Origin of the sequence: Variovorax sp. DAIF25 (assembly GCF_050711835.1) — a bacterium.
Taxonomy (GTDB): domain Bacteria; phylum Pseudomonadota; class Gammaproteobacteria; order Burkholderiales; family Burkholderiaceae_C; genus Variovorax.
On sequence record NZ_CP136636.1, the window covers coordinates 1,504,102 to 1,528,061 of the forward strand.

Annotated in this window: 20 protein-coding genes; 2 read left to right on the forward strand and 18 right to left on the reverse strand. The window is 70.0% G+C overall.

What is annotated here, in order from left to right:
* Positions 1-4: 4 nt before the first annotated feature.
* The 18 genes from R0232_RS06945 to cphA (R0232_RS07030) form a co-directional block, all read right to left on the reverse strand.
* A complete protein-coding gene (locus R0232_RS06945; RefSeq protein WP_093353658.1) occupies positions 5-712 on the reverse strand; it encodes an ABC transporter ATP-binding protein in 708 nt (235 codons plus the stop codon).
* Positions 699-1,463 (reverse strand): ABC transporter ATP-binding protein, encoded by a 765-nt coding sequence (locus R0232_RS06950; protein WP_057594605.1) that lies wholly within the window; start codon positions 1,461-1,463, stop codon positions 699-701. Before R0232_RS06950 ends, R0232_RS06945 begins: the two co-directional genes overlap by 14 nt.
* Positions 1,456-2,457: a branched-chain amino acid ABC transporter permease gene (locus tag R0232_RS06955; protein WP_431511674.1), complete on the reverse strand. Its 1,002-nt coding sequence runs from the start codon at positions 2,455-2,457 to the stop codon at positions 1,456-1,458. Before R0232_RS06955 ends, R0232_RS06950 begins: the two co-directional genes overlap by 8 nt.
* The gene (locus tag R0232_RS06960) at positions 2,457-3,323 is read right to left on the reverse strand and encodes a branched-chain amino acid ABC transporter permease (protein WP_093353666.1); all 867 of its coding nucleotides are present in this window, start codon (positions 3,321-3,323) and stop codon (positions 2,457-2,459) included. Before R0232_RS06960 ends, R0232_RS06955 begins: the two co-directional genes overlap by 1 nt.
* Before the next feature lie 248 nt (positions 3,324-3,571).
* Complete coding sequence (locus R0232_RS06965; protein WP_431511675.1) at positions 3,572-4,477, reverse strand: NAD(P)-dependent oxidoreductase; 906 nt, start codon at positions 4,475-4,477, stop codon at positions 3,572-3,574.
* Between the two features lie 18 nt (positions 4,478-4,495).
* Entirely contained in the window at positions 4,496-5,944 is a 1,449-nt protein-coding gene (locus R0232_RS06970; protein WP_431511676.1) for an aldehyde dehydrogenase family protein, read from the reverse strand.
* A 97-nt stretch (positions 5,945-6,041) separates the two neighbouring features.
* Complete coding sequence (locus R0232_RS06975) at positions 6,042-7,448, reverse strand: amidase (protein WP_431511677.1); 1,407 nt, start codon at positions 7,446-7,448, stop codon at positions 6,042-6,044.
* Between the two features lie 4 nt (positions 7,449-7,452).
* Positions 7,453-8,946 (reverse strand): ABC transporter substrate-binding protein, encoded by a 1,494-nt coding sequence (locus tag R0232_RS06980; protein ID WP_431511678.1) that lies wholly within the window; start codon positions 8,944-8,946, stop codon positions 7,453-7,455.
* Between the two features lie 36 nt (positions 8,947-8,982).
* Positions 8,983-9,789 (reverse strand): ATP-binding cassette domain-containing protein, encoded by an 807-nt coding sequence (locus R0232_RS06985; RefSeq protein WP_431511679.1) that lies wholly within the window; start codon positions 9,787-9,789, stop codon positions 8,983-8,985.
* Entirely contained in the window at positions 9,786-10,769 is a 984-nt protein-coding gene (locus R0232_RS06990; protein ID WP_209546387.1) for an ABC transporter ATP-binding protein, read from the reverse strand. The genes R0232_RS06985 and R0232_RS06990 overlap by 4 nt, the downstream gene beginning before the upstream one ends.
* 35 nt (positions 10,770-10,804) lie before the next feature.
* On the reverse strand, positions 10,805-11,686 hold the full coding sequence (locus R0232_RS06995; protein ID WP_057598410.1) for an ABC transporter permease: 882 nt from the start codon (positions 11,684-11,686) through the stop codon (positions 10,805-10,807).
* Positions 11,683-12,633, reverse strand: coding sequence for an ABC transporter permease (locus R0232_RS07000; protein ID WP_057596054.1), 951 nt, complete (start codon positions 12,631-12,633; stop codon positions 11,683-11,685). Before R0232_RS07000 ends, R0232_RS06995 begins: the two co-directional genes overlap by 4 nt.
* A gap of 339 nt (positions 12,634-12,972) precedes the next feature.
* Positions 12,973-14,055: a tartrate dehydrogenase gene (locus R0232_RS07005; RefSeq protein WP_093355354.1), complete on the reverse strand. Its 1,083-nt coding sequence runs from the start codon at positions 14,053-14,055 to the stop codon at positions 12,973-12,975.
* Positions 14,056-14,531: 476 nt separating this feature from the next.
* A complete protein-coding gene (locus R0232_RS07010; RefSeq protein WP_431511680.1) occupies positions 14,532-14,798 on the reverse strand; it encodes a hypothetical protein in 267 nt (88 codons plus the stop codon).
* 212 nt (positions 14,799-15,010) lie between these two features.
* Positions 15,011-15,520 (reverse strand): hypothetical protein, encoded by a 510-nt coding sequence (locus R0232_RS07015; RefSeq protein WP_431511681.1) that lies wholly within the window; start codon positions 15,518-15,520, stop codon positions 15,011-15,013.
* Between the two features lie 40 nt (positions 15,521-15,560).
* A complete protein-coding gene (locus R0232_RS07020; protein ID WP_093355364.1) occupies positions 15,561-15,959 on the reverse strand; it encodes a hypothetical protein in 399 nt (132 codons plus the stop codon).
* Between the two features lie 218 nt (positions 15,960-16,177).
* On the reverse strand, positions 16,178-18,745 hold the full coding sequence (gene cphA, locus R0232_RS07025; RefSeq protein ID WP_431511682.1) for a cyanophycin synthetase: 2,568 nt from the start codon (positions 18,743-18,745) through the stop codon (positions 16,178-16,180).
* 65 nt (positions 18,746-18,810) lie between these two features.
* Entirely contained in the window at positions 18,811-21,048 is a 2,238-nt protein-coding gene (gene cphA, locus R0232_RS07030) for a cyanophycin synthetase (protein ID WP_256223074.1), read from the reverse strand.
* A gap of 139 nt (positions 21,049-21,187) precedes the next feature.
* Here cphA (R0232_RS07030) and R0232_RS07035 point away from each other — a divergent pair, with 139 nt between their 5' ends.
* Together R0232_RS07035 and R0232_RS07040 are read left to right on the forward strand one after the other, a co-directional pair.
* Positions 21,188-23,470, forward strand: coding sequence for an ABC transporter ATP-binding protein (locus R0232_RS07035; RefSeq protein ID WP_093355374.1), 2,283 nt, complete (start codon positions 21,188-21,190; stop codon positions 23,468-23,470).
* Positions 23,470-23,955, forward strand: coding sequence for a DUF1854 domain-containing protein (locus R0232_RS07040; protein WP_093355377.1), 486 nt, complete (start codon positions 23,470-23,472; stop codon positions 23,953-23,955). The genes R0232_RS07035 and R0232_RS07040 overlap by 1 nt, the downstream gene beginning before the upstream one ends.
* Positions 23,956-23,960: the final 5 nt, after the last annotated feature.

Here is a 23,960-nt window from a genome sequence, read left to right on the forward strand (position 1 = left end):
CGGCTCAGGCGCCGATGTAGGCGGCGCGCACCGCCTCGTTGTGCAGCAGCGACTCGCGGTCGCCCTCGAGCGCGATGCGGCCGCGCTCGATGACGTAGGCGCGGTGCGCGATGGCCAGTGCCGAGTAGGCGTTCTGCTCGGCCAGCAGCACCGTGGTGCCCTGCTGGTTGATGCGCTGGATCACCTCGAACACCTGCTTCACGATCAGCGGCGCCAGGCCCAGCGAGGGCTCGTCGAGCAGCAGCACCTTGGGCCGCCCGAGCATCGCGCGGCCGATCGCCACCATCTGCTGCTGGCCGCCCGACAGCGACCCCGCGGGATCGTTCTGCTTGGCCGCGAGGATCGGGAACAGCGAGAACACCTCGTCGAGCGAGCGCTGGATGCCGGCCTTGTCGCCGCGGTGCACGTAGGCGCCCAGCGTGAGGTTCTTGCGCACCGTCATCATCGGGAACAGCTTGCGGCCCTCGGGGCAGTGCACCAGGCCCGAGGCCACGATCTGCGCCGGGCGCTGGCCCGTGATGTCGCCGTCGCCCAGGCGGATGCGGCCCGCGCTCGGGCGGCGGATGCCGCTGGCGGCCATGAAGATCGAGGTCTTGCCCGCGCCGTTGGCGCCCAGCAGCACCACCAGCTCGCCCGGGTCGGCATGCAGGCTCACGCCGCTGAGCGCGCGAAAGCTGCCGTAGTGGAGGTCGACGCCCTCAAACCGCAGCATGGTCGGTCCCCAGGTAGGCCTCGATCACCTGCGGATCGCGGCGGATCTCGGCGGGCGTTCCCTCGGCGATCTTGGCGCCGTTGTTGAGCACGACGATCTTGTCGGCCAGCTGCATGATCATGTCCATCTTGTGCTCGATCAGGCACACGGTCTTGCCGTGCGCCACCAGCTTGCGGATCAGCGCCGCCAGGCCCACGGTCTCCTCGGGGTTCACGCCACCCGCGGGTTCGTCGAGCAGGAGCAGCTGCGGGTCGGTCGCCAGCGCGAGCGCGAAGGCCACGCGCTTGCGCTCCTCCTGCGTGATGTCGGCCGCGATGCGGTGGGCGATGTGCGAGAGGCCCACGAAGTCCAGCGCCTCCTGCGCCTTGTCGCGGCACAGCTTCTCTTCCTCGCGCAGGCGGCGGCTGCCGATCAGCACGTCCCACAGGCCCGAGTGCGTGCGCAGCCGGTGGCCCACGATCAGGTTGTCGAGCACGGTGGCGTTGTCGAACAGGTGCGTGGTCTGGAAGGTGCGCGCGATGCCCAGCCGCGCCACGTGGTCGGGGCGCATGCCCGTGACGTCGCGGCCCTCGAAGGCGATGCGGCCCGCGCTCGGCTTGTGCGTGCCCGCCACCAGGTTGAAGAAGGTGGTCTTGCCGGCGCCGTTGGGGCCGATGATGGCGCTGATCTGGCCGCGCTCGAAGCGCGTGCTCACGCTGTCGACCGCGGTCAGGCCGAAGAACTGCTTGGTGAGGCCCTCGATCTCAAGCATGGCGCTGCACCTCCTGCACGGTGGCGGCGGAGGCCGCGGCCCGCCGCGCATCCGCACGGCGCGCGCGGCGCTTGAGCCAGGTGCCGACGATGCCGTCGGGCAGGAAGATGATCAGCGCGATCAGCACCGGGCCGAACACCACCATGCGGTAGTCCTGCAGGAACTGCAGGCTCTGCGTGAGGCCGGTGACGAGGAAGGTGCCCACCAGCGGTCCGAGCAGGGTGCCGATGCCGCCCACCAGCACGAACATCACGAGGTCGAAGGTCACGGCCTCGCTCGCCAGGTCGGGGCCGAGGAAGCGCACCTGGCCCGCGTAGAGCGCGCCCGCGAAGCCGGCATAGATCACCGACAGCACGAACGACAGCGTCTTGGTGCGCATCAGGTCGGTGCCCAGCGCCTCGGCCAGCTCGTCGCTGTTGCGCACCGCCATGAAGCTGCGGCCCAGCAGCGAGCGCACGATGCGCGCCATGACCCAGATGCCCAGCGCGAGGAAGGCCAGCACCAGGTAGTACTGCGACAGCGGCGTGCCGAACTGCAGCGGCCCGGTGCCCGTGGGCGAGGGGATGCCCATGATGCCCACCGGACCGTGCGTGAGGCTCTCCCACTTCTCGATCAGCAGGAACATGATGTAGCTCACGCACAGCGTGAAGATCGAGAAGTAGTGGCCCTTCAGCCGCAGCGACAGGATGCCGATGAAGAAGCCCAGCACGCCCGTGACCACGCCCGCGAGCGCGAACGCGATCCAGAACGGCACCTGGTGGTCGACCGTGAGGATGCCCACCGTGTAGGCGCCCACGGCCATGAAGGCGCCGTGCGCGAGGTTGAACTGGCCCGTGTAGCCGGTGATCAGGTTCAGGCCCAGCGCGGCGATGGCCATGATGAAGGCCTGCGTCGCCACCGAGATCAGGTAGTTGTTGGGCGCGAACAGCGGAAAGGCCAGCGCGATCAGCGCGAGCACGGCCCAGCCGGCCTTGCCTTGCAGCAGCGATCCCATCAGCGGGCTCCCTTCGGCGTGAACAGGCCCTGCGGGCGCAGCGACAGGATGACCACCAGCAGCACGAAGGCGATGATGTCCTTGTAGTCGGTCGAGAAGTAGAAGCCGCCGAAGCTCTCGGCCATGCCGATGATCAAGCCCCCGACGATGGCGCCCGGGAAGCTGCCCATGCCGCCGAGGATGATGATCACGAAGGCCTTGGTGATCACCAGGTTGCCCATGCTCGGGTAGACCAGGTTGATCGGCGCGTAGAGCACCGCGGCCACCGCCGCCAGCGCGCCCGAGATCGCGAACACCAGCAGCGTGACGCGCGTGGCGTCGATGCCCACCAGCGCCGCGCCGTCGCGGTTCTGCGCCATCGCGATGATGGTCGAGCCCAGCACCGTGTGGTTGAGGAACAGGTGCAGCAGCACCATCAGCCCGAAGGCGCCCGCGATGATCAGCAGGCGCTGCAGCGGCGCCGTGAGCCCGAACACCTCGACGATCTGGCCGTAGGGCGTGGGCATGCGGTGGAAGTCGGCGCCGAAGATGGCCTGCGCGCCGGCCTCGATGAACAGCAGGATGCCGATGGCGGCGATCATGTCGTGCAGCTCGGGCGCGTTGCGCAGCGGGTGGAACACCAGCCGCTCGGCCAGCATCGCGATCACCGCGACCACCACCGCCGCGCCGGCCATCGCGATCCAGTAGTTGAGGCCCAGCCGCGCCATCAGGTAGTAGCCCGCGAAGGCCCCGGCCATGTAGAAGGCGCCGTGCGCGAAGTTCGGCACGTGCAGGATGCCGTAGACCAGCGTGAGGCCCAGGGCCACCAGGCTGTAGACGCCGCCCACGGTCAGGCCGTTGAGCAGTTGCTGAAAGAACAGTTCCACGTCGATCCTCGCAGTTGCCGCAACGGCATTCACCCGCGCACCGGCTCTGGAGGTCGGTGTCGTCGGGGTCCAGCGGAGGATTGTGGAAGCGCGGTGTGGCCGCGTCGACTGAGGTTTGCCCGAACTTGCCTTGTCGCTTCAGCGACTTCGAAAAACGGGTATGGGGTTGCGCGGGGCCCGGCGGTCATGTGGGCGTCGCGCGAATCTGCGCTGGAAACGCCCGCGCGAGGGCGTTTCCGGCACCGCGTTCAGCGCTTGAGCGCCTCGACCAGGTCCAGCACCATGCGGTCGCCGCCGAAGGTGTCGACGCCGCGCGTGAGCAGCGCGTCGACCGCCTGCGCGATGCCGTGCGCGGCCGCGGATTGCTCGGCCATGTCGTTGTAGTAGCCCAGGTCCTTCTTGGCGTTGGCCATCGAGAACTTGAGCGAATCGGTGCTGCCGGTCAGGAGCTTGGGCTTGACGCGCTCGAGCGCGACGCCGTTGCCGCCGCCCTTGGCGAGCACGTCGACGAACACCTCGGGCTTGACGCCCGCGCGCTCGGCGCAGGCCGCGGCCTCGCACAGCAGCGCCACGGTGCCCAGCGAGACGAAGTTGTGCAGCAGCTTCATCGCATGGCCGGCGCCGATGCCGCCCACGTGCGTGACGTTCTCGGCGAAGGCGCGCAGCAGCGGCAGGCAGGAGGCCAGCACCTCGGCGTCGCCGCCCACCAGCAGGTTGAGCCGGCCCTCGGCCGCTTCCTTCGCGGTGCGGGTCATCGGCGCGTCGAGGAAGTGGCCGCCCTTGGTTTCGACGGCGCGCGCCACGCGCGAGGTGGATTCGGGCACGGCGGTCGAGCAGTCGACCACCACGGTGCCGGGACGCAGGGCGGAGAGCGCGCCCTTCTCGCCGAGCATCACGGCCTCGACCTGCGGCGTGCCGGTCACGCAGAGGATCAGCACGTCGACCTCGGCCGCGAGCTTCGCCACGTCGGGCGTCGAGCGCGCGCCGGCCGCGAGCAGGGCGTCGATCGGCTGGTTGCCCGGGTGCTCGAGCACCGTGAGCGCATGGCCGTGGCCCACGATGTTCTGCGCGATGCCGCTGCCCATCAGGCCCACGCCCACCAGGCCCACGCGGCGCTTGGGAGCGGCCGCCTTCTCTTGTTCGTTCAATGCCATGGTTTGGTTCCGCCTTGCTTATCCGTGCTTGATCGCGATGGTCTTGAGGGTGGTGAAGCCGAGCAGGGCCTCGAAGCCCTTCTCGCGGCCGAAGCCCGAGGACTTCACGCCGCCGAAGGGCAGTTCCACGCCGCCGGCCGCGCCGTAATTGTTGATGAAGACCTGGCCGCAGTGCATCTTGTGCGCCATGCGCAGCTGGCGGGCGCCGTCGCGCGTCCAGATGCCGGCCACCAGGCCGAAGTCGGTGCCGTTGGCCAGGCGCACGGCCTCGGCCTCGTCGGCGAAGGGCGTGAGCGCCAGCACCGGGCCGAAGATCTCGCGCTGCGCGATGTCGCTGTCGCCGGGCACGTCGCGGAACAGCACGGCCTCCTGGTAGAAGCCCTGGGCCGATGCATTGGGCGCCACGCTGCCGCGCGCGGCCACCTTCAGGCCCTGGGCCTCGGCGGTGGCGACCATGTCGCGCACCTGGCGGAACTGCTTCTCGTTGATCAGCGGGCCCATGTCGAGGTCGTCGGCCGGCGGGCCGGCGCGCACGGCCGAGAAGCGCTTCGCGAGCCGCTGCACCACCTCTTCGTAGATCGACTGCTCGACCAGCACCCGGCTGCCGGCCGAGCAGGTCTGGCCGGCGTTCTGGATGATGGCGTTGACCAGCACCGGCTCGGCCGCGTCGAGGTCGGCGTCGGCGAACACGATCTGCGGCGACTTGCCGCCCAGTTCCAGCGTCACGGGGCAGTGGCGCTCGGCGGCCGCCAGGCCCACGCTGCGGCCGGTGACGGTGGAGCCGGTGAAGGAGATGTGGTCGATGCCTGGGTGCGCGCACAGCGCCGCGCCGGCTTCCTTGCCGTAGCCCGTGACCACGTTGAGCGTGCCGGCCGGAAAGCCGACCTCGGCCGCCAGCTCGGCCAGGCGCAGCAGCGAGAGGCTCGCGTCCTCGGCCGGCTTGACCACGCAGGCGTTGCCCGCGGCCAGCGCGGCGCCCACGCTGCGGCCCGCGATCTGCATCGGGTAGTTCCAGGGAATGATGTGGCCGGTCACGCCGTGCGGCACGCGCACGGTGAGCACGGTGTAGCCGCGTTCGTAGGGCAGGGTGTCGCCATGCAGCTTGTCGCAGGCGCCGGCGTAGTACTCCATGTAGCGCGCGAGCGCGGTGGCGTCGTTGCGCGCCACGCGCAGCGCCTTGCCGGTGTCGCGCGCCTCGAGCTGGGCCAGTTCCTCGTGGTGGGCGAGCACGGCCGCGCCGAGCTTGGCCATCAGCCGGCCGCGCTCGAGCGCGCTCAGTGCGCCCCAGGGGCCGTCGAAGTTCTCGCCGACCGCGCGGCGCGCGGCCTTCACGGCGGTATCGATGTCGCCCGCGGTGCCGCGCGCGAGCTGGCCGAAGCGCTCGCCGTCGCTGGGGTCGATCACGTCGATGGTGGCGTTGCCTTCCGAGGGCACGCGCCGGCCGTCGATGAAGTGGGTGGGGTTCATGGGGGTGTCTCCTTACGGGCGGCGCCGGCGGGGCGGCGCGGAAAAACGGGGACGGTGCGCGAGAGGCTCGCGCGCCGCCCAGTGTCGGACAAGCGCTTCAGCCGAGTTCGGGCCAGGGCTTCTGCGGCTCGCGGATCTGCTCGAAGGCGCGGCTGAACTGCAGCACGCCGAGGTCGTCGAAGCGTCGGCCGATGATCTGCAGGCCGATCGGCAGGCCCTCGGCGGAGTAGCCGCAGTTGATCGAGGCCGCCGGCTGCTCCGACATGTTGTAGGGCACGGTGAAGCCGATGTGCTCGAGCGAGCGCAGCGGGTCGTTGGTGGGCGAGGCATGCTCCGCGGGCGCGGGCATGTTGGGCGACACCGGCGAGAGCACGAAGTCGAAGCCCACCGTGGCCGCCACCGCCGCGGCGCGCGTGGCGATGAACTGGCTGTAGGCCTCGTAGATGTGCTCGCCCGAGAACCCTGCCGCGCTCTCGGCCCAGGTCAGGATGTAGGGCAGCATCTTCGCGCGCTGCTCGGCGCTCATCGTGCGCAGGTCGCTCAGCGAGCGCATGCGCCAGAAGTGGTCCATGCCCTGCAGCATCTTGGGCGTCATGAAGGGCTGCATCGGCTCGACGTGCGCGCCCGCGTCCTCGATGCGCCTGGCGGCGCGGCGCACCGCCTCGGCGATCTGCGGATCGAGCGGCAGGCCGCAGCCCGCGTCCATCAGCAGGCCCACGCGCTTGCCCTTGATGAAATCGGGCTCGACCGCGAAGGCGGCCCAGTCGATCGCGCCGGGCGGCAGCTCGGAGTAGTCGCGCGCATCGGGCTGGGCCATCGAGGCCATCATCAGCGCCGAGTCCTCCACGGTGCGCGTCATCGGGCCGGCGCAGCGGCCCATGTAGGGCGTGCTCAGCGGGATGCGGCCGAAGCTGGGCTTGAGCGAGTAGATGCCGCACCAGCTCGCGGGCAGGCGCAGCGAGCCGCCGATGTCGGTGCCCACGTGCAGCGGGCCGTAGCCGGCCGCGGCGGCCGCGCCGGCGCCGGCGCTCGAGCCGCCCGGCGTGCGCGACAGGTCCCAGGGATTGCGCGAGAGATGGTGGAAGGTCGACAGGCCCGAGGACAGCATGCCCACGTCGGGCATGGTGGTCTTGGCCACCAGCACCGTGCCGTCCTCCTTGAGGCGCGCGGCGGGCGGCGAGTCCTGCGCCATCGGCACCAGCGGGTAGGCCGCGGTGCCCAGCGGCATCGGGTCGCCCGCGGTCGCGAGGTTGTCCTTGATGGTCACGGGCACGCCGTCGAGCGCGCCGCGCTGCGTGCCGGCGAGCCAGCGTGCCTCGGAGGCGCGCGCCTGCTCGAGCGCGAGCTCGGGGCGGAACAGCCAGGTGGCGCAGAGCCTGGGCTCGAGCGCCTCGATGCGCGCATTGACCGAGCGCGCCACCTCGACCGGCGAGAGTTCGCGGCGCGCGTAGGCGGCACCGAGCTCGGCCGCGCCGAGGTCGTACAGGTTCTTCGTCGTCGTCATCGCATCAGCTCCACGAGATGGCCGCGAGGTCGTTCACCACGATCGGCATGCTGGGCCACAGGCCCTTGACTTCCTTGCGCGCGATGGTCGGGAACACGGCCTGGTAGAGGAAGCCGTTGACCGCGTCGGTCGCGAGCATCTTCTGCGCGTCGCCCAGCAGGTCGGCGCGGCGCTTCTTGTTCTCCTCGTTCTGGATCGCGACGTAGAGGTCGCGGAACTTCTTCGAGTCGTAGCCCCAGTAGTAGTCGGGCTCGGTGTACTTCACGAGGTCGAAGGGCTCGACGTGCGCGACCATCGTGAGGTCGAAGTCGTGCGCACCGCCGAAGGTGCCGCTGAGCCACTGGGCCCATTCCACGTTCTGGATCTTCACGTTGATGCCGATCTGCGCGAGCTGCGCGGCGATCACCTCGCCGCCCTGGCGTGCATACGACGGCGGCGGCAGCTGCAGGCGCAGCTCGAGCGGCGTCTTCACGCCGGCCTCGGCCAAGAGCTTCTTCGCCTTCTCGACGTCGAAGGGGTTCATCGCCGTGGTGTCGAGGAAGCCCGGCGCGCCCAGCGCGTAGTGGCTGCCGATGGGCTTGCCGAAGCCGTCGGCCGCGCCCTGCACGATCGCGTTGCGGTCGATCGCCGCCAGGATCGCGCGGCGCACGCGCACGTCGTCGAGCGGCTTCTTGCGGTTGTTGATGGTGAGGATCACCTTGCCGCGCGTGCCGACCTCGATCACCTGGAAGCGGTTGTTGCCCTTGAACTGGCTCACCGAGCGCGTGCCCGCGCGCGGGAAGATGTCGATGTCGCCCGACAGCAGCGCGGCGGTCTGGGCCGCGGTGTCCGACATGAAGCGGAACACGAAGCGCTCGATCTTGGCCTGCGCAGGATCGCGGTAGGTGGTGGACTTGACCAGCGTGCACGAGGCGCCGCGCTGCCAGCCGCCGAGCTTGTAGGGGCCGGTGCCCACGGGCTGCGTGGCATTGGTGTCGGCGCTCTTGGGCTCGACCAGGCAGGCGGTGGACTGGCCCAGCATGAAGGGCAGGTCGGGATTGGGCAGCGTGCTGTTCACGCCCACCGTGTGCTCGTCGAGCACCACGGTGCCGATCTCGCTGAAGAAGCGCTTGTCCTTGTTGGTGCTCTTGGCGTTGCCCGCGCGGTCGAAGGAGAACTTCACGACCGAGGCGTTGAAGGGCTCGCCATTCTGGAACTTGATGCCGCGCTTGAGCTTGAAGACGAAGGTCTTCATGTCGGGCGAGGAGGTCCAGCTCTCGGCGAGCATCGGCGTGACCGAGCCGTCGGCATTGACCTTGGTCAGCGTCTCGAAGATGTTGTACTGCGTGATCTCGGCGATGGCCGAGGCCGCGCCCGTGGTCGGGTCCAGGCCCGGCGGTTCGAGCGGCATGCCGATGGTCAGCGTGTTCTTGCCGGCCTGCGCGCGCGCCTGCGGCAGGAAGACGCCCGGGATGGCCGCGGCCATGGCGGACGTCATGAGGGTGCGTCGCTTCAACATACTTCGATAGCTCCTGGAAAAGACAACAGAAAAAATTCAGTGGGCCGGTGCCTGCAGCACGGCGCCGAGCAGCGTGCGCGTGTAGGGATGCTGCGCGTTGGCGAACAGCTCCTGCGGCGTGCCTCGCTCGACGATCTGCCCCTTGAAGACCACGCAGACTTCGTCGCACAGGTGGTTGACGACGGCGAGGTCATGGCTGATGAGCAGGTAGCTGATGCCGAACTGCTGCTGCAGGTCCTGCATGAGGTTGAGCACCTGGGCCTGCACGGAGACGTCCAGGGCGCTCACGGGCTCGTCGGCGACGATGAGCTTGGGGCGGGTGATGAGGGCGCGTGCGATCGCGATGCGCTGGCGCTGGCCGCCCGAGAACTCGTGCGGGTACTTGTCGAGGTCGGTGGGGCGCAGGCCCACGGCTGCCAGGGATTCGGCGGCGCGCTCGCGCTGTTCCTTCTTCGAGGCCTGGGCCAGCGCTTCGAGTGGCTCGGCCACGATGCGCGCGACCGTCTGGCGCGGGTCGAGGGAGCCGTAGGGGTCCTGGAAGACCATCTGGAAGTCGCGACGGGCGGTGCGCAGTTCGTCCTTGCTCAACGCGTGCAACTCGCGCCCTTCGAGCTTCACGCTGCCCGAGGTGGGCTTGTCGAGCGCCATCACGAGGCGTGCGATGGTCGATTTGCCCGAACCGGACTCGCCGACGATCCCCACGCTGCGCCCGGCCTGCACCTCGAAGCTCACGCCATTGAGGGCCTTGACCGTGGGCGGTGGGCCCAGCAGCTTCTCGCGCGGCAGGGCGTAGTGGCGCACGAGGTCGGTCACTTGCAGCAGCGGCGTCTTCGTTTGCGTCATGCCACGGCCTCCGCTTCGATCTCGTCGAGTCGGATGCAGCGCACCGCATGGTCGTCAGGCAGCATCACCGCCGGCGGGCGCGTCGACTGGCAGGCATCGACCGTGTAGCTGCAGCGCCCCGCGAACGGACAACCCGCGGGCAGGTCCACGAGCTCGGGCACGCTGCCCCGGATGGTGGCCAGCCGCTGGCCCTTGGGCGCCCCGATCACCGGCCGCGCCGCGAACAGCCCCTTGGTGTACGGATGCGCGCGGTTCGCGAAGAGGGCCCGTGTCGGCCCGCTCTCCACCACGCTGCCGCCGTACATCACGAGCATGCGCTGCACGCTGTTGGCGATCACGCCCAGGTCGTGCGAGATCAGGATCAGTGCCATGCCCATCTCTGCCACCAGGTTCTGGATCAGGTCGAGCACCTGCTTCTGGATGGTCACGTCCAGGGCGGTGGTGGGCTCATCGGCGATCAGCAGGTCGGGCCCGCAGGCCAGCGCCATCGCGATGCCGATGCGCTGCCTCTGGCCGCCCGAGAACTGGTGCGGATAGGCATCCAGGCGCGAGGCCGCGTCGGGGATGCCCACGCGTTGCAGCAGGTTCAGCGCCTCGGCGCGGGCCTGCTTGGCGGTGAGGCCTCGGTGCAGCCGCAGCGGCTCGCCGACCTGGCGCGCGATGGTGTGGACCGGGTTCAGGGCCGTCATCGGCTCCTGGAAGATCATGCCGATGCGGTTGCCGCGGATCTGGCACATGGCGGACTCGGGCTGCCCGATGAGCTCCTGGCCGTCCAGGCGGATGCTGCCCGTGACCTTGGCGGTGGCGGGCAGCAGGCCCATGAGGGACATGACCGTGATGGACTTGCCGCAGCCCGACTCGCCCACGATGCCGAGGGTCTGGCCGCGCTCGAGCGAGAAGGAGACGCCGCGCACGGCCTGGGCGGGGCCGCGCTGGGTCTGCAGGCCGATGTGGAGGTTGTCGACTTCGAGGAGGGGCATGGGGTTGGCCACGGTGCTGGTGGTTGCCATGTCGCTCACCTCGCGCGCGCCAGGCGCGGATCGAGCAGGTCGCGCAGGCCATCGCCCAGCAGGTTCAGGCCCAGCACCGCCAGCGCGATGGCCATGCCCGGGAAGACGGCCAGCAGCGGCTGCTGGAACATCAGGGTCTGCGCCTCGCTGAGCATTCGGCCCCAAGAGGGTTGCGGCGGCTGCGTGCCCAGGCCGAGATAGGACAGAGCAGCCTCGGCCAGGATCGCGATGGCGAAGCGGATGGTGATCTGCACGATCAGCACCGCCGAGATGTTGGGCAGCACGTGCTGCATGGTGATGGCGAAGCTTCCCTTGCCGCAGGCACGGGCCGCCGCCACGTACTCGCGCGACCAGATGGCGTTGGCCGATGCTCGCGTGATGCGCGCGAAGGTGGGGATGTTGTAGATGCCGATGGCGATGATGGCGTTGACGATGCCCGCGCCGAAGACGGCCGTCATCATGATGGCCGAGAGGATGGCGGGGAAGGCCAGCGAGAAGTCGGAGAAACGCATGATGGCTTCTTCCACCCAGCCCCGCCTGGCCGCGGCCAGCAGGCCCAGGGCGGTGCCTACGACCAGGCCGATGCCGACCGCGATGACGCCCACGAGGATGGAAGCACGGGCGCCCACCAGCAGCAGCGAGGCCACGTCGCGCCCGAAGGCGTCGGTGCCCAGCCAGTGGCTGGCCGAGGGCGCCTGCATCTTGTTGGCCATGTCCATGGCGTAGGGCGAGTAGGGCGTCCAGAGGTAGGAGACCAGGGCCGCGAGCAAGAGCAGGGCGGCGAGCACGCCGCCGATGACGAAGCTGCGGTGGTGGCGCGCGCGCTGCCAGAAGCCGGGCAGCTTGAGGGCGGCGGCGCTGGGGGTAACCGATGCAATGGCGCTCATATGTCGCTCGCCTTGATGCGCGGGTCGATGACGGCATAGAGCACGTCGACCACGAAGTTGACGATGACGACCATGGCTGCGAGCAGCATGACGCAGTTGCGCACGACGATGAGGTCGCGGTTGCTGATGGCCTGGAAGATCAGGCGGCCCAGGCCCGGCAGGTAGAACACGTTCTCCACCACGATGGTGCCGGCGAGCAGCTCGGAGAACTGCATGCCCATGACGGTGATGACGGGGATCAGGGCGTTGCGCAGCACGTGGGTCCACAGCACGGCGCGCTGGGTGACGCCCTTGGCGCGCGCGGTGCGCACGAAGTCCTCGCGCATGACCTCCAGCACGGCCGAGCGGGTGATGCGCGCGAGGATGGCGGCCTGCACGACGGCCAGGGACAGGGCGGGCAGCAGGAGCGACTTGAGGCCGGCGAAGACGCCTTCGCCCCAGCCGTCGAAGCCGCCGGCGGAGAACCACTGCAGCTGCACGGAGAAGACGAGGATCAGCAGGATGGCGAACCAGAAGTTGGGGATGGCGATGCCGACCTGGGTGAGGCCCATCAAGCCGACGTCGCCGAGCTTGTTGTGGCGTGCGGCGGCGGTGACGCCCACGAGCAGGGCGAGCACGGTGGTGAAGGCCATGGCCAAGAGGGCCAGGGGGACGGTGAGTGCGAGGCGCTCGAGGATGAGGTCGAGCACGGGGGAGCTGTAGGCGTAGGAGTCGCCGAGGTCGCCGGTGAGCAGGCCCGCGATCCAGTGCCAGTAGCGGGTCCAGGCGGGTTGGTCGAGGCCGAGCTTGGTGGCCAGGGCGGCGACGGCTTCGGGGGCGGCGTCCGGGCCCATGAGCATCTGCGCGGCGTTGCCGGGCAGGATCTCAAGGACCAGGAAGACGATGATGGAGGCGCCGATCAGCGTGCCGATCAGCGTGGCAAGGCGCTTGATTAGGAAGAGGCTCATCTCTGGGTGTTCATCGCTTTGCGTGGTGGTTTTTGTCCGGGGCGCGTGCACAGGACAGCGGGTACTTCCCTCCGCGAATGTCCCCCGGCCTTCGGCCTCCTCCTTGATTTCGCTGCGGGAAGCACCCACTGCCCTGTGCACGGGAGGCGCTGCGGTGGTGCCGGCGGTTCAACAACGGCTGCGTCCAGGCGCGCGTCGATGGGGTACTCCCCGCAGCGAAATCAAGGAGGAGCCGAAGGCGGGGGACATTCGCGGAGGGGAGTACCCCATCGGCGCGCGCCCGCCCCGACCCACGCACCTCATCCAAGGCACGACGAACCGTACGGCAGGCGCGAGAACTCATGCCGAGATGCACTCGGCGATCGCACGCCCCACGTCGACGGTGTTGGCGGTGCCACCCATGTCGCGGGTGCGCGGACCTTCGCTGAGCACGGTTTCGATCGCCGAGAGCACGGCGGCCGAGGCTTCGGCGTAGACCGGGTTGTCGCCGCCGAGGTGGTCGAGCATCAGCGCGGCCGACCAGATCTGGCCGATGGGGTTGGCGATGCCCTTGCCGGCGATGTCGGGGGCCGAGCCGTGCACGGGTTCGAACAGCGAGGGGAACTTGCGCTCGGGGTTGAGGTTGCCCGAGGGCGCGATGCCGATGGTGCCGGTGCAGGCCGGGCCCAGGTCCGACAGGATGTCGCCGAACAGGTTGGAGGCCACCACCACGTCGAACCAGTCGGGGTGCTGCACGAAGTGCGCGCACAGGATGTCGATGTGGTACTTGCTCGTCGCCACGTCGGGGTAGCGCTTCGCGATCTCGGCCAGGCGCTCGTCCCAGTAGGGCATCGTGATCGAGATCCCGTTCGACTTGGTCGCGGCCACCAGGTTCTTGCGCTTGCGGCGGCTCGCCAGCTGGAACGCGTAGTCGATGATCCGGTCCACGCCCGTGCGCGTGAACACCGCTTCCTGGATCGCCATCTCGCGCGGCGTGCCCTCGAACAGGCGGCCGCCGACCGAGGTGTATTCGCCCTCGGTGTTCTCGCGCACCACCAGGAAGTCGATGTCGCCGGGCTGGCGGTGCGCCAGCGGGCCGGGCACGCCGGGCATCAGGCGCACCGGGCGCAGGTTCACGTACTGGTCGAACTCGCGGCGGATCTTGATCAAGAGGCCCCACACCGCGATGTGGTCGGGCACCTTGTCGGGCGCGCCCACCGCGCCGAAGTAGATCGCGTCGTGGCCCTGGATCTTGTCGTCCCAGTCGGCCGGCATCATCAGGCCGGTGCGCACGTAGTGGTCCGAGCCCCAGTCGAAGTGGTCGAACGAGAAATCGATGCCGAAGCGGCGGCCCACGGCGTCCAGCACGCGAAGGCCCTCGGGCATCACCTCGACGCCGATGCCGTCGCCGGGAATGACGGCGATCCTGTGTTTTGCTTGCATTTGATCCAGTACCCGGTTGATGAGGGACGGCGCGGGGCGCCCGTCATGCGGGGCGTGCGCCTGCCGCGTCGGAGTCTAGGACTGGATCGGTGGGGCGGGATCGGGAATGGCACGTACGCCGGCTTGCCAATATTGGAAGGGGCCGCGGCGGGTCTTTCCAGGGGAATCGGCAACGGATCGGGTGCGTTGCAGCGCTTGGCCTTCCAAAAATTAGAAGGCTGGAGGCCGCATCGGCGGCCCCGCGACACGGTCGCGACACGCGCGCATGCCAGCGCCTCGCGCGCGCGCTCCCGCCGCGCGCCCACGCAAAAGCAGGCGCGTCGCGCGGCGCGGGTTCGGGAGGCGAGAGGGAAGCGGATCAGCCGGCTGCGACGGTGCAGCGGTCGCGTCGAACGCGAGGGGAACTGGGAGAAAGAGAGAGGCGAGGAGCGGGAGGGAGGGAAACGGAAAACGAAAAGGCGCGGAACCGTCGAATCTCAGTTGCTGCTGCTGCTCTTGTCGAGCTCGGTGACTTGCAGCGACAGATCGAACAGCTTGGACTTGCTGGCGTAGTAGCGGTCGAGGCGCCACTCCTTGAGGATGTCCATCGCCAGCTGGAAGCTCTTGTAGTCGAGGCTGTAGAGCGTGACGAGTTCGAAGCTGTGTTCGGATTCGAGGGCCAGCACGAGCTGGGCGAGGATCTTGGCCGATTCGTTGGCCGGGTCCGTTTCGATGAATCGGCGAGCGACCTTGATGGCATTCATGGGTGAAAAGTTTCTCGGTAAGGCAGGAGCCGAGAACTATAGCTAGCAGCCCCCAGGGCTTTTATGACAATTCTGTGACATTGCGGGGCATCGAATTGCAGTCCTGCAGGATCTCGCCAAGAGGGAAAACACCCGGATTTCGGGGCTTCGCGGCGGTTTTTCGCATGAAAAAGGCGCCCCGAAGGGCGCCTCGTGGCGGATGCCGATGGCGATCAGCGGATCGGCTGCGGTGCCGGGTAGGGCATCGGCGCGGCCGGATAGGCGGCCGGCGGCACCATCACGGGCTCGGGCGCGCGCATCGCCGGGGCCACCGGATACGGCGCGGGGGCCGGCATCACGACCGTGGTGACCGACTCGCGGATCACGCCGCCGCCCATCACGCTGCCGTCGACCGCGGCGCGGGTGTTGCCTTCGCCGCCGAGCACGCGGGCTTCGCAGTCGGCGCGGTCGCCCGGCGGTTGCAAGGCACAGCGCTGCAGCGCATTGCGGCGATAGTCGGGGGCGGCGGTGAGGCCGCCGCGCGCCGCTTCCTGGCGCGCCGCGCCGGCTTCGCGGATGCAGGCCGCGCGGTCCTGCTGGTTGTGGCCGCAGACGGCCAGCTCGCGTTCGTAGGTGGCGTCGCCGCGGCGCGATTGCGCGCTGGCGCTGCCGGCGCTCGCCAGGGCGCCGAGTGCCACGAGGGCGGCGATGGCGCCGCGGGTGAGGAGAAGACGCTGGTTCATGGTGGGCTCCTTGAGATCAGCCGATGAAGAGGACGAGGGATCAGCGCGCCGGTGCCGGCTGCGCGGGCAGCGGCGTCACGGTCTCGCGGATCACGCCGCCGCCCATCACGCTGCCTTCGGTGGTGGTGCGGCCGGCGCCCGCGCTGCCGCGGATGCGCGCTTCGCAGTCGGCGCGATCGGCGGCCGGCTGTTCGCGGCAGCGCGCGAGCGCATTGGCGTCGTAGCCGCCGGGACCGGCGCTCGTGAGGCCGTTGCGGCCGGCTTCCTGCCGTGCCGCGCCGGCTTCGCGCAGGCAGGCCGCGCGGTCCTGCTGCACGCCGTCGCAGGTGGCGCGCTCCTTCTGCATGCGCGCCTCGGAACCGGGGGCCTGGGCCTGCGCGCCGAGCGCGACCAGGCCGGCCGCGAGCGCGAGGATGCGAAGGGAACGCAGCGGCCGCATCGGCCGAAGGGTCGGGATCGTTCCCGGGTGGACTGTTGGGGTCATCGTGCCTCCTGAAAGGACGCGACTTCCTCGAGAGCGAGGCAGTACGCGACTGGAGGACCAGTGTCCGGCCGCGCATGGCGCGCGGCCTGTGGGACGGCACAGACAGCGGACCCGGCGGGACGCGCCCCTGCGTGTGGGACGAATCCCGCAGCTGCGGGACCCGGCCCGCGCGCTCAGCCTTCGGCGATGCGCTTCGCGAGGTGAGCGAGCGCTTCGTCGACCTGGTCGACCAGGATCAGCGAGAGGTCGCCGGGCTGCAGCCGGGCCAGCGCGGCGTCGATGGCGATGAACTCGCCGCGGATCTCGTCGATCTGGCGCGTGCGGGTCGCGCCCTGCAGGCCCTGGCGCAGCAGGCCCATCACCTCGCCGTCGGCGCGGCCGCGCTGGGCCGCGTCCTGGTAGAGGATCACGTCGTCGAAGGCCTGGCCCAGGATCGCGGTCTGGTCGCGGATGTCGGAATCGCGCCGGTCGCCCGCGCCGCTGATGACCACCGAGCGCTTCTTCGCGGGCATGGTGTCCACGGCCGAGACCAGCGCGCGCATGGCGTCGGTGTTGTGGCCGTAGTCGGCGATCACGGTGGCGCCGCGGTAGTCCATCACGTTGAAGCGGCCGGGCACGCCGGCGGCGTCGTTGAGGAAGCTCGCGAGGCCGCTGCGGATGGTGTCCCAGTCCAGGCCCACGGCCCAGGCCGCGGCCACGGCGGCCATCACGTTGTCGACCTGGAAGCCGATGCTGCCGCCGCGCGTGATCGGCACGTCGCGCAGCGAGATGCGTTCGCGCCACGAGCCCTCGGCCGCCACCACCGTGTCCTGGTCGACGTAGACGGTGCGCTTGCCCTGCGCGCGGTGCGTGGCCATCACCGGATGCTGGCGGTCGGCGGCGAAGAAGATCACCTCGCCCGGGCAGTTGGTGGCCATCGCGGCGACGTTGGGGTCGGCCGCGTTGAGCACGGCGTAGCCGCCGGGCGCCACGTTGCGCACCACCACGCGCTTGAGCACCGCGAGGTCCTCCACCGTGGTGATGTAGTTCAGGCCCAGGTGGTCGCCGCTGCCGATGTTGGTGACCACGGCCACCGAGCAGCGGTCGAAGCCCAGGCCCTCGCGCAGCACGCCGCCGCGCGCGACCTCGAACACGGCCGCGTCCACGTCGGGATGCAGCAGCACGTTGCGCGCGCTCTTCGGGCCGCTGCAGTCGCCGCTGTCGGTCTGGCGGCCGTCGACGTACACGCCGTCGGTGTTGGTCATGCCGGTGCGCAGGCCGCTGGAGGCGACGATGTGGTTGATCAGCCGCGTGGTGGTGGTCTTGCCGTTGGTGCCGGTGACCGCGATCACCGGGATGCGGCCGTCATCGCCATGGGCGAACAGCGCGTCGACCACCGCCTCGCCGACCGCGCGGCCGCGGCCGAACGAGGGCGAGATGTGCATGCGTAGACCCGGTGCGGCATTGACCTCGACGATGCCGCCGTGCTGCTCCTCGAGCGGGCGCAGCACGCTCTCGCAGACCACGTCGACGCCGCAGATATGCAGGCCGACCATCTGCGCCGCGTCGACCGCGCGCGCCGCCACCTCGGGATGCACGGTGTCGGTCACGTCGGTGGCGGTGCCGCCGGTCGAGAGGTTGGCGTTGTTGCGCAGCACCACGCGCTGGCCCAGCGCGGGCACGCTGTCGGGCGTGAGGCCCTGGGCCTCGAGCCGGCCGACGGCGATGTCGTCGAGGCGGATCTTGGTCAGCGAGGTGGCATGGCCCTCGCCGCGGCGCGGATCGAGGTTGACCGTGTCGACCAGCTGGCGCACGGTGGCGCTGCCGTCGCCGATCACGTGCGGCGGATCGCGCCGCGAGGCCGCCACCAGGCGGTCGCCCACCACCAGCAGGCGGAAGTCGAAGCCCGGCAGGAATTTCTCGACCATCACCTCGCCGTGGGCATCGGCGGCCGCGTAGGCCGCATCGAGCTGCTCGCGCGTGGTGATGTTGACGGTCACGCCCTTGCCCTGGTTGCCGTCCTGCGGCTTCACCACCACGGGCAGGCCGATCTCCTGCGCGGCGGCCCAGGCGTCGTCCATGTCGGACACCGGGCGGCCCAGCGGCACCGGCACGCCGGCGGCGTTGAGCAGCTGCTTGGTGAGCTCCTTGTCCTGCGCGATCGACTCGGCCACGCCGCTGGTGCTGTCGACCTCGGCGGCCTGGATGCGGCGCTGCTTCGAGCCCCAGCCGAACTGCACCAGGCTGCCGCTGGTGAGGCGGCGGTAGGGGATGCCGCGCGCCACGGCGGCGTCGACGATGGAGCCGGTGCTCGGGCCCAGGCGTTCCGATTCGTCGAGGTCGCGCAGCTCGGTGATGGCGGCGGTGGCGTCGAAGGCGGTGCCGTTCTGCGCCGCGGCGATCAGCGCCTCGGCCAGCTCGAGTGCGCGGCGGCCGACGGCCTCCTCGGTGTATTGCACGACCACCTGGTAGACGCCTTCTTCCAGCGTGGGCGAGGTGTGGCCGAAGTTGACCGCGCAGCCGGCCTGGGCCTGCAGCGCCACGGCCGCGTTCTCCAGCACGTGGGCCAGCGCCAGCGGCTGGCCCAGCACCATCGGGTGCAGCTCGCCGATGGTCGGGAAGGCCGCGCGCAGGCGGTCCTCGAAGCCGGCCAGCCGGCCGATGGCGTTCTCGTCGCCTTCGCAGGCAACGACCGCCTCGATGGCGGTGTGGCGGCTCCAGAGGTTGGGGCCGCGAAGGGCGCGGGTGCGGGTGACTTTCATGGGGCGGCGCGGTTCTTCTGGGGTATCGGCGGGTGCCCCGCGAGAACGCGGGGGGACCGGATGGATCAGGCGAGCTGGAGTTGGGGCGAGGGCTGGCTCTGCGAGAGCTGCAGCGAGGCCAGTGCCGCCTGCAGGTCGGCCTCGAAGGCCTCGATGCCCGCGCCGATGAGGTTGAGCGGAATGCCCAGCGCCCAGGCCGCGGCCACGGCGGCCAGCAGGCTCTCGAGGCTGACGCCGGCATGGGTGGCGCGCCACACGGTGAGGCGACCCAGGCCCGGCAGGAACGACTCGCTGGTGCCGTTGGCCAGCACCACGCGGTCCTGGCGGATCAGCACCGCCTTGCCGCCGGCGGCCTGGTGGGCCGTCAGCGACGCGGCCTGCGCGTCCACGCTGTAGAGGATCACGGCGCCGTCGCACAGCGGCGCCAGGCCGGCCACGCGTTCGTCGTCGGCATTGAGCACCGCGGTGCCCTCGGGCAGCACCACGTCGACCTGGGTGCGCAGCACCTTGACCATGTGGTCGCTCTCGCGGATGTCGAAGTCGCCGAGCTGCTCGAAGCCGCCGAGGTCGGTCACGATGCCGACCTCGCAGCGGTCGTAGGGAAGGCCGTCCTGCAGGATGGTGCGCGCGCCGTTCTCGATCACCACGGCCTGCACCTGGCGGTTCATCAGCAGGCGGTGGCCGGCTTCCCAGTTGGCGCTGTCGCGCGCATCGACGCGGCGGCGCTCGAGGAACAGGCCGTCGCGGCAGGCCAGGCCGGTGTGGCGGCCGCCTAGGCCGACCAGCCAGGCCACCAGGCGGGCAATCACCGCGTTGTCGCGCGAACCGGCCACGCCCACCACGGGGATGCGGCCTTGCGAGTCGTCGGGGAACAGGTGGTCGCAGATCGCGCGGCCCACCGGGCGCGGCGAGCCGACGGCCGGCTTCAGGTGCATCAGCAGGCCGGGGCCGGCGTTCACCTCGACGATGGCGCCGCCCTGTGGGCCGAGCGGCTTGGAGATGTCCTCGCACACCAGGTCGATGCCGGCGATGTCCAGGCCGACCACGCGCGCGGCCAGCTCGACCATGTGCGCGACCTCGGGATGGACGCTGTCGGTGCAGTCGATCGCGACGTTGCCGTTGCGCTGGATCAGCACGCGGCGGCCGGCTTCGGGCACCGATTCGGGCACCAGGCCCTGGCGACGCAGGTCCGACAGGATCGCGCCGTCGCGCGCGCCGAGGAACGACAGCGGGAAGTCCTCGGTGTCGCCGCGGCGCGGGTCGCTGTTGATCTGCAGGTCGATGAGTTCGCTGCAGTCGGACTTGCCGTCGCCCGTGACCCAGACGGTCTCGCCGCGCGCGGCCGCCACCATGCGGCCGCCGACCACCAGCACGCGGTGTTCCTCGCCGCGGATGTAGCGCTCGACCAGCACTTCGCTGCCGTGGCGCTCGGCCACGGAGAAGGCGGCCTCGATGTCCTCGCGCTTGGTCAGGTCGAGGATCACGCCGCGGCCATGGTTGCCGTCGGAGGGCTTGACCACCACCGGCACGCCCATCTCCTCGGCCACTTCCCAGGCCTCGGCCGGGCTGGCGACGGCCTGGCCGCCGGGCACCGGGATGCCGCAGCCCGCGAGCAGCGACTTGGTCAGCACCTTGTCGCTGGCGATCGATTCGCCGATGGCGCTGGTGTAGTCGGTCTCGGCGGTCCAGATGCGCTGCTGGTTGGCGCCGTAGCCCATCTGGACCAGGTTGCCGCTGTTCAGGCGCATGTAGGGGATGTCGCGATCGATCGCGGCATTCACGATCGCCTCGGTGCTCGGGCCGAGGTAGCAGTCGTCGACCTTCGACTTGATCGCCTCGATCGCGGCCTGCACGTCGGCCGGGCCGATGGGGTCGTCGTTGATCGCGGCCATCATGATGCGGTGGCCTTCGGCCAGCGCCACCCGCGCCACCTGCTCGTCACGCGAGCGGAACACCATGCGGTAGGTGCCCGAGACCGAGGTCTCGCGGGTCTGGCCGAAACCGGTGGCCATGCCGGCCAGGTTCAAAAGCTCGATCACCACGTGCTCGAGCACGTGGCCCGACCAGGTGCCTTCGCGCAGCCGCTGGATGAAGCCGCCGCGCTCGCCGACGCCGCAGTGGTGCTCGATCAGCGCCGGCAGCAGGGTCGTCAGCCGGTCGCCGAAACCTTCGATCTTGTTGGAGGGGAATTCCTCGAGCCGGCCGAGGTCCAGCCAGACTTCGAGCACCGGGCGGTAGGTCCAGATGCTCGGGCCGCGCAAATAGTTGATGCGCAGCAGGCGAATGTCGTCGAAACGGGTCATGCAAACGTTCGATGTGCTTTGGCCGAGCACCGCGGCGCCTTCAAGCGCGCCCATGGCGATCGGTCAGAATCGGCGCCCCGCGAAGGGCGTCATGGCGCGGTCCCAGCGGGCCGCGACGGGCAAGAGTCAAAGAAACACAATGCAACATCACGATCCAGTCGGCACCCAGGAGGGCGAAAACGAAGCGGTTTCAGAGGCTCTGAAAAGCCGGCTCGCAGTCGCGGAAAACGTTCTGGCAACTCTGTCGGTTGACCTCGATGAAGAACTTCGTTTCAGTTTTGGCCTGGTGGCGCTCACCGACCAGCGGCTGCTGGCGCTGGAGCCCGGCGGCAAAGGCGTTTGGCGTGAGTGGTCGCTCGCCGACCCGGCGCTGGCGCTGCAGCTGAGCGACCAGTCGGGGGTCGGCCTGCTCGACCTGGTGGGCGGCGAGGGCCGGCTGGCGCGCTGGCGCTACACCCTGGCCAGCCAGGTCGCCGCGCTGCGCCTGCTGCGGCTGTTCGGCCAGCGTGCCAGCCATGCCGGCGGTGTCGCGCGCGCGACACCCGAGGCCGAGGCCGACGAGGTCGACACCGAGCTCCAGACCCCGCCCTCGACCTGGGTGCTGCTGCGGCTGGGCCGCTTCGCCCGGCCCTATCGCAAGCAGCTGATCGCCGGCTTTTTCCTCACCGTGCTGTCCACGGCCGCCACCCTGGTGCCGCCGTACCTCACGATCCCGCTGATGGACGACATCCTGATCCCGTTCCAGAACGGGCAGAAGATCGATCCGATGCGCGTGGGCCTCTACCTGAGCGGCCTGCTCGGCGCGGCGCTGGTCGGCTGGGGCCTGGGCTGGGCGCGCACCTACCTGCTGGCGCTGGTGTCCGAGCGCATCGGCGCCGACCTGCGCACCACCACCTACGAGCACCTGCTGACCCTGCCGCTCGACTACTTCGGCGGCAAGCGCACCGGCGACCTGATGGCGCGCATCGGCTCCGAAACCGACCGCATCAACGTCTTCCTGTCGCTGCATGCGCTCGATTTCGCCAACGACGTGCTGATGATCGTCATGACGGCGGCGATCCTGATCTCGATCAATCCGCTGCTGGCCGTGGTCACGCTGGTGCCGCTGCCCTTCATCGCCTGGATGATCCACGTGGTGCGCGACCGGCTGCGCACCGGCTTCGAGAAGATCGACCGCGTCTGGTCCGAGGTCACCAACGTGCTGGCCGACACCATCCCCGGCATCCGCGTGGTCAAGGCCTTCGCGCAGGAGCGCCGCGAGGCCGAGCGCTTTCGCGCCGCCAATGCCTACAACCTGCAGGTCAACGACAAGCTCAACCGCACCTGGTCGGTGTTCACGCCCACCGTGTCGCTGCTGACCGAGATCGGCCTGCTGGTGGTCTGGGGCTTCGGCATCTGGCAGGTGGCGCGCGGCAGCATCACGGTGGGCGTGCTGACCGCCTTCATCGCCTACATCGGCCGCTTCTACACGCGCATGGACTCGATGAGCCGCATCGTCTCGGTGACGCAGAAGGCCGCGGCCGGCGCCAAGCGCATCTTCGACATCCTCGACCACGTGAGCAACGTGCCCGAACCCGCGAACCCGGTGAAGGTGGAGCGGGTGCAGGGCGCGATCGCGATGCGCGGGCTGGGCTTCCGCTACGGCTCGCGCGCCGTCATCCACGACCTCGACCTGCGCATCGAGCCCGGCGAGATGATCGGCCTGGTGGGCCACAGCGGCTCGGGCAAGAGCACGCTGGTCAACCTGATCTGCCGCTTCTACGACGCCACCGAGGGCGCGATCGAGGTCGACGGCACCGACATCCGCCGCTTCGCCGTGGCCGACTACCGGCGCCACGTCGGGCTGGTGCTGCAGGAGCCCTTCCTGTTCTTCGGCACCATCGCGCAGAACATCGCCTACGGCAAGCCCGACGCCACGCGCGAGGAGATCGTGGCCGCGGCCCGCGCCGCCCATGCGCACGACTTCATCCTGCGCCTGCCGCACGGCTACGACTCGCTGGTGGGCGAGCGCGGCCAGGGCCTGTCGGGCGGCGAGCGCCAGCGCATCAGCATCGCGCGCGCGCTGCTGATCGACCCGCGCATCCTGATCCTCGACGAGGCCACCTCGGCGGTCGACACCGAGACCGAGAAGGAGATCCAGAAGGCGCTCGACAACCTCGTGCAGGGCCGCACCACGATCGCGATCGCGCACCGGCTCTCGACCCTGCGCAAGGCCGACCGCCTGGTGGTGATGGACCGCGGCGAGATCGTCGAGGTCGGCCCGCACGACGCACTCATGGCCAAGCAGGGCGCCTACTGGCGCCTCTACCAGGCGCAACTGCGCCAGGGCGACGACGACGCGAGCGAAGGCGCGGCCAACGAGCGCGTGGGCGCGCAGGGCATCCCGGTGAGCCATGCGGCGCATCCGGCGGGAGACGCATGATGGAAACGACGACGATCACCCCGCCCGGCTTCGGGCTCGAGCGCGATGCCTTCGGCCGGCTGGTGCTGACCGATGCCCAGGGCCAGCGGCACGTGGGCGTCGCGCCGGTGCGGGCCTTCCCGCTCAGCGCACCGGGCGAGGGCATCTCGCTGGTCGGTGGCGAGGGCCGCGAGCTGGTCTGGATCGACCGCGTCGATCAGCTGCCGCCCGCGGCGCGCGCGCTGCTCGAGGAGGAACTCGCGGTGCGCGACTTCGCGCCCACGCTGCTCAAGCTGCATGCCGTGTCGAGCTTCGGCGTGCCCAGCACCTGGACCGTGAGCACCGACCGCGGCGACACCCGCTTCGTGCTCAAGGCCGAGGAGGACATCCGCCGGCTCGAGCACGGCGCGCTGCTGATCGCGAGCGCGCACGGGGTGCAGTTCCGCATTGCCGATCTGAAGGCGCTCGACCGCGCGTCGCGCAAGTTGCTCGAGCGCTTTCTCTGACCCGC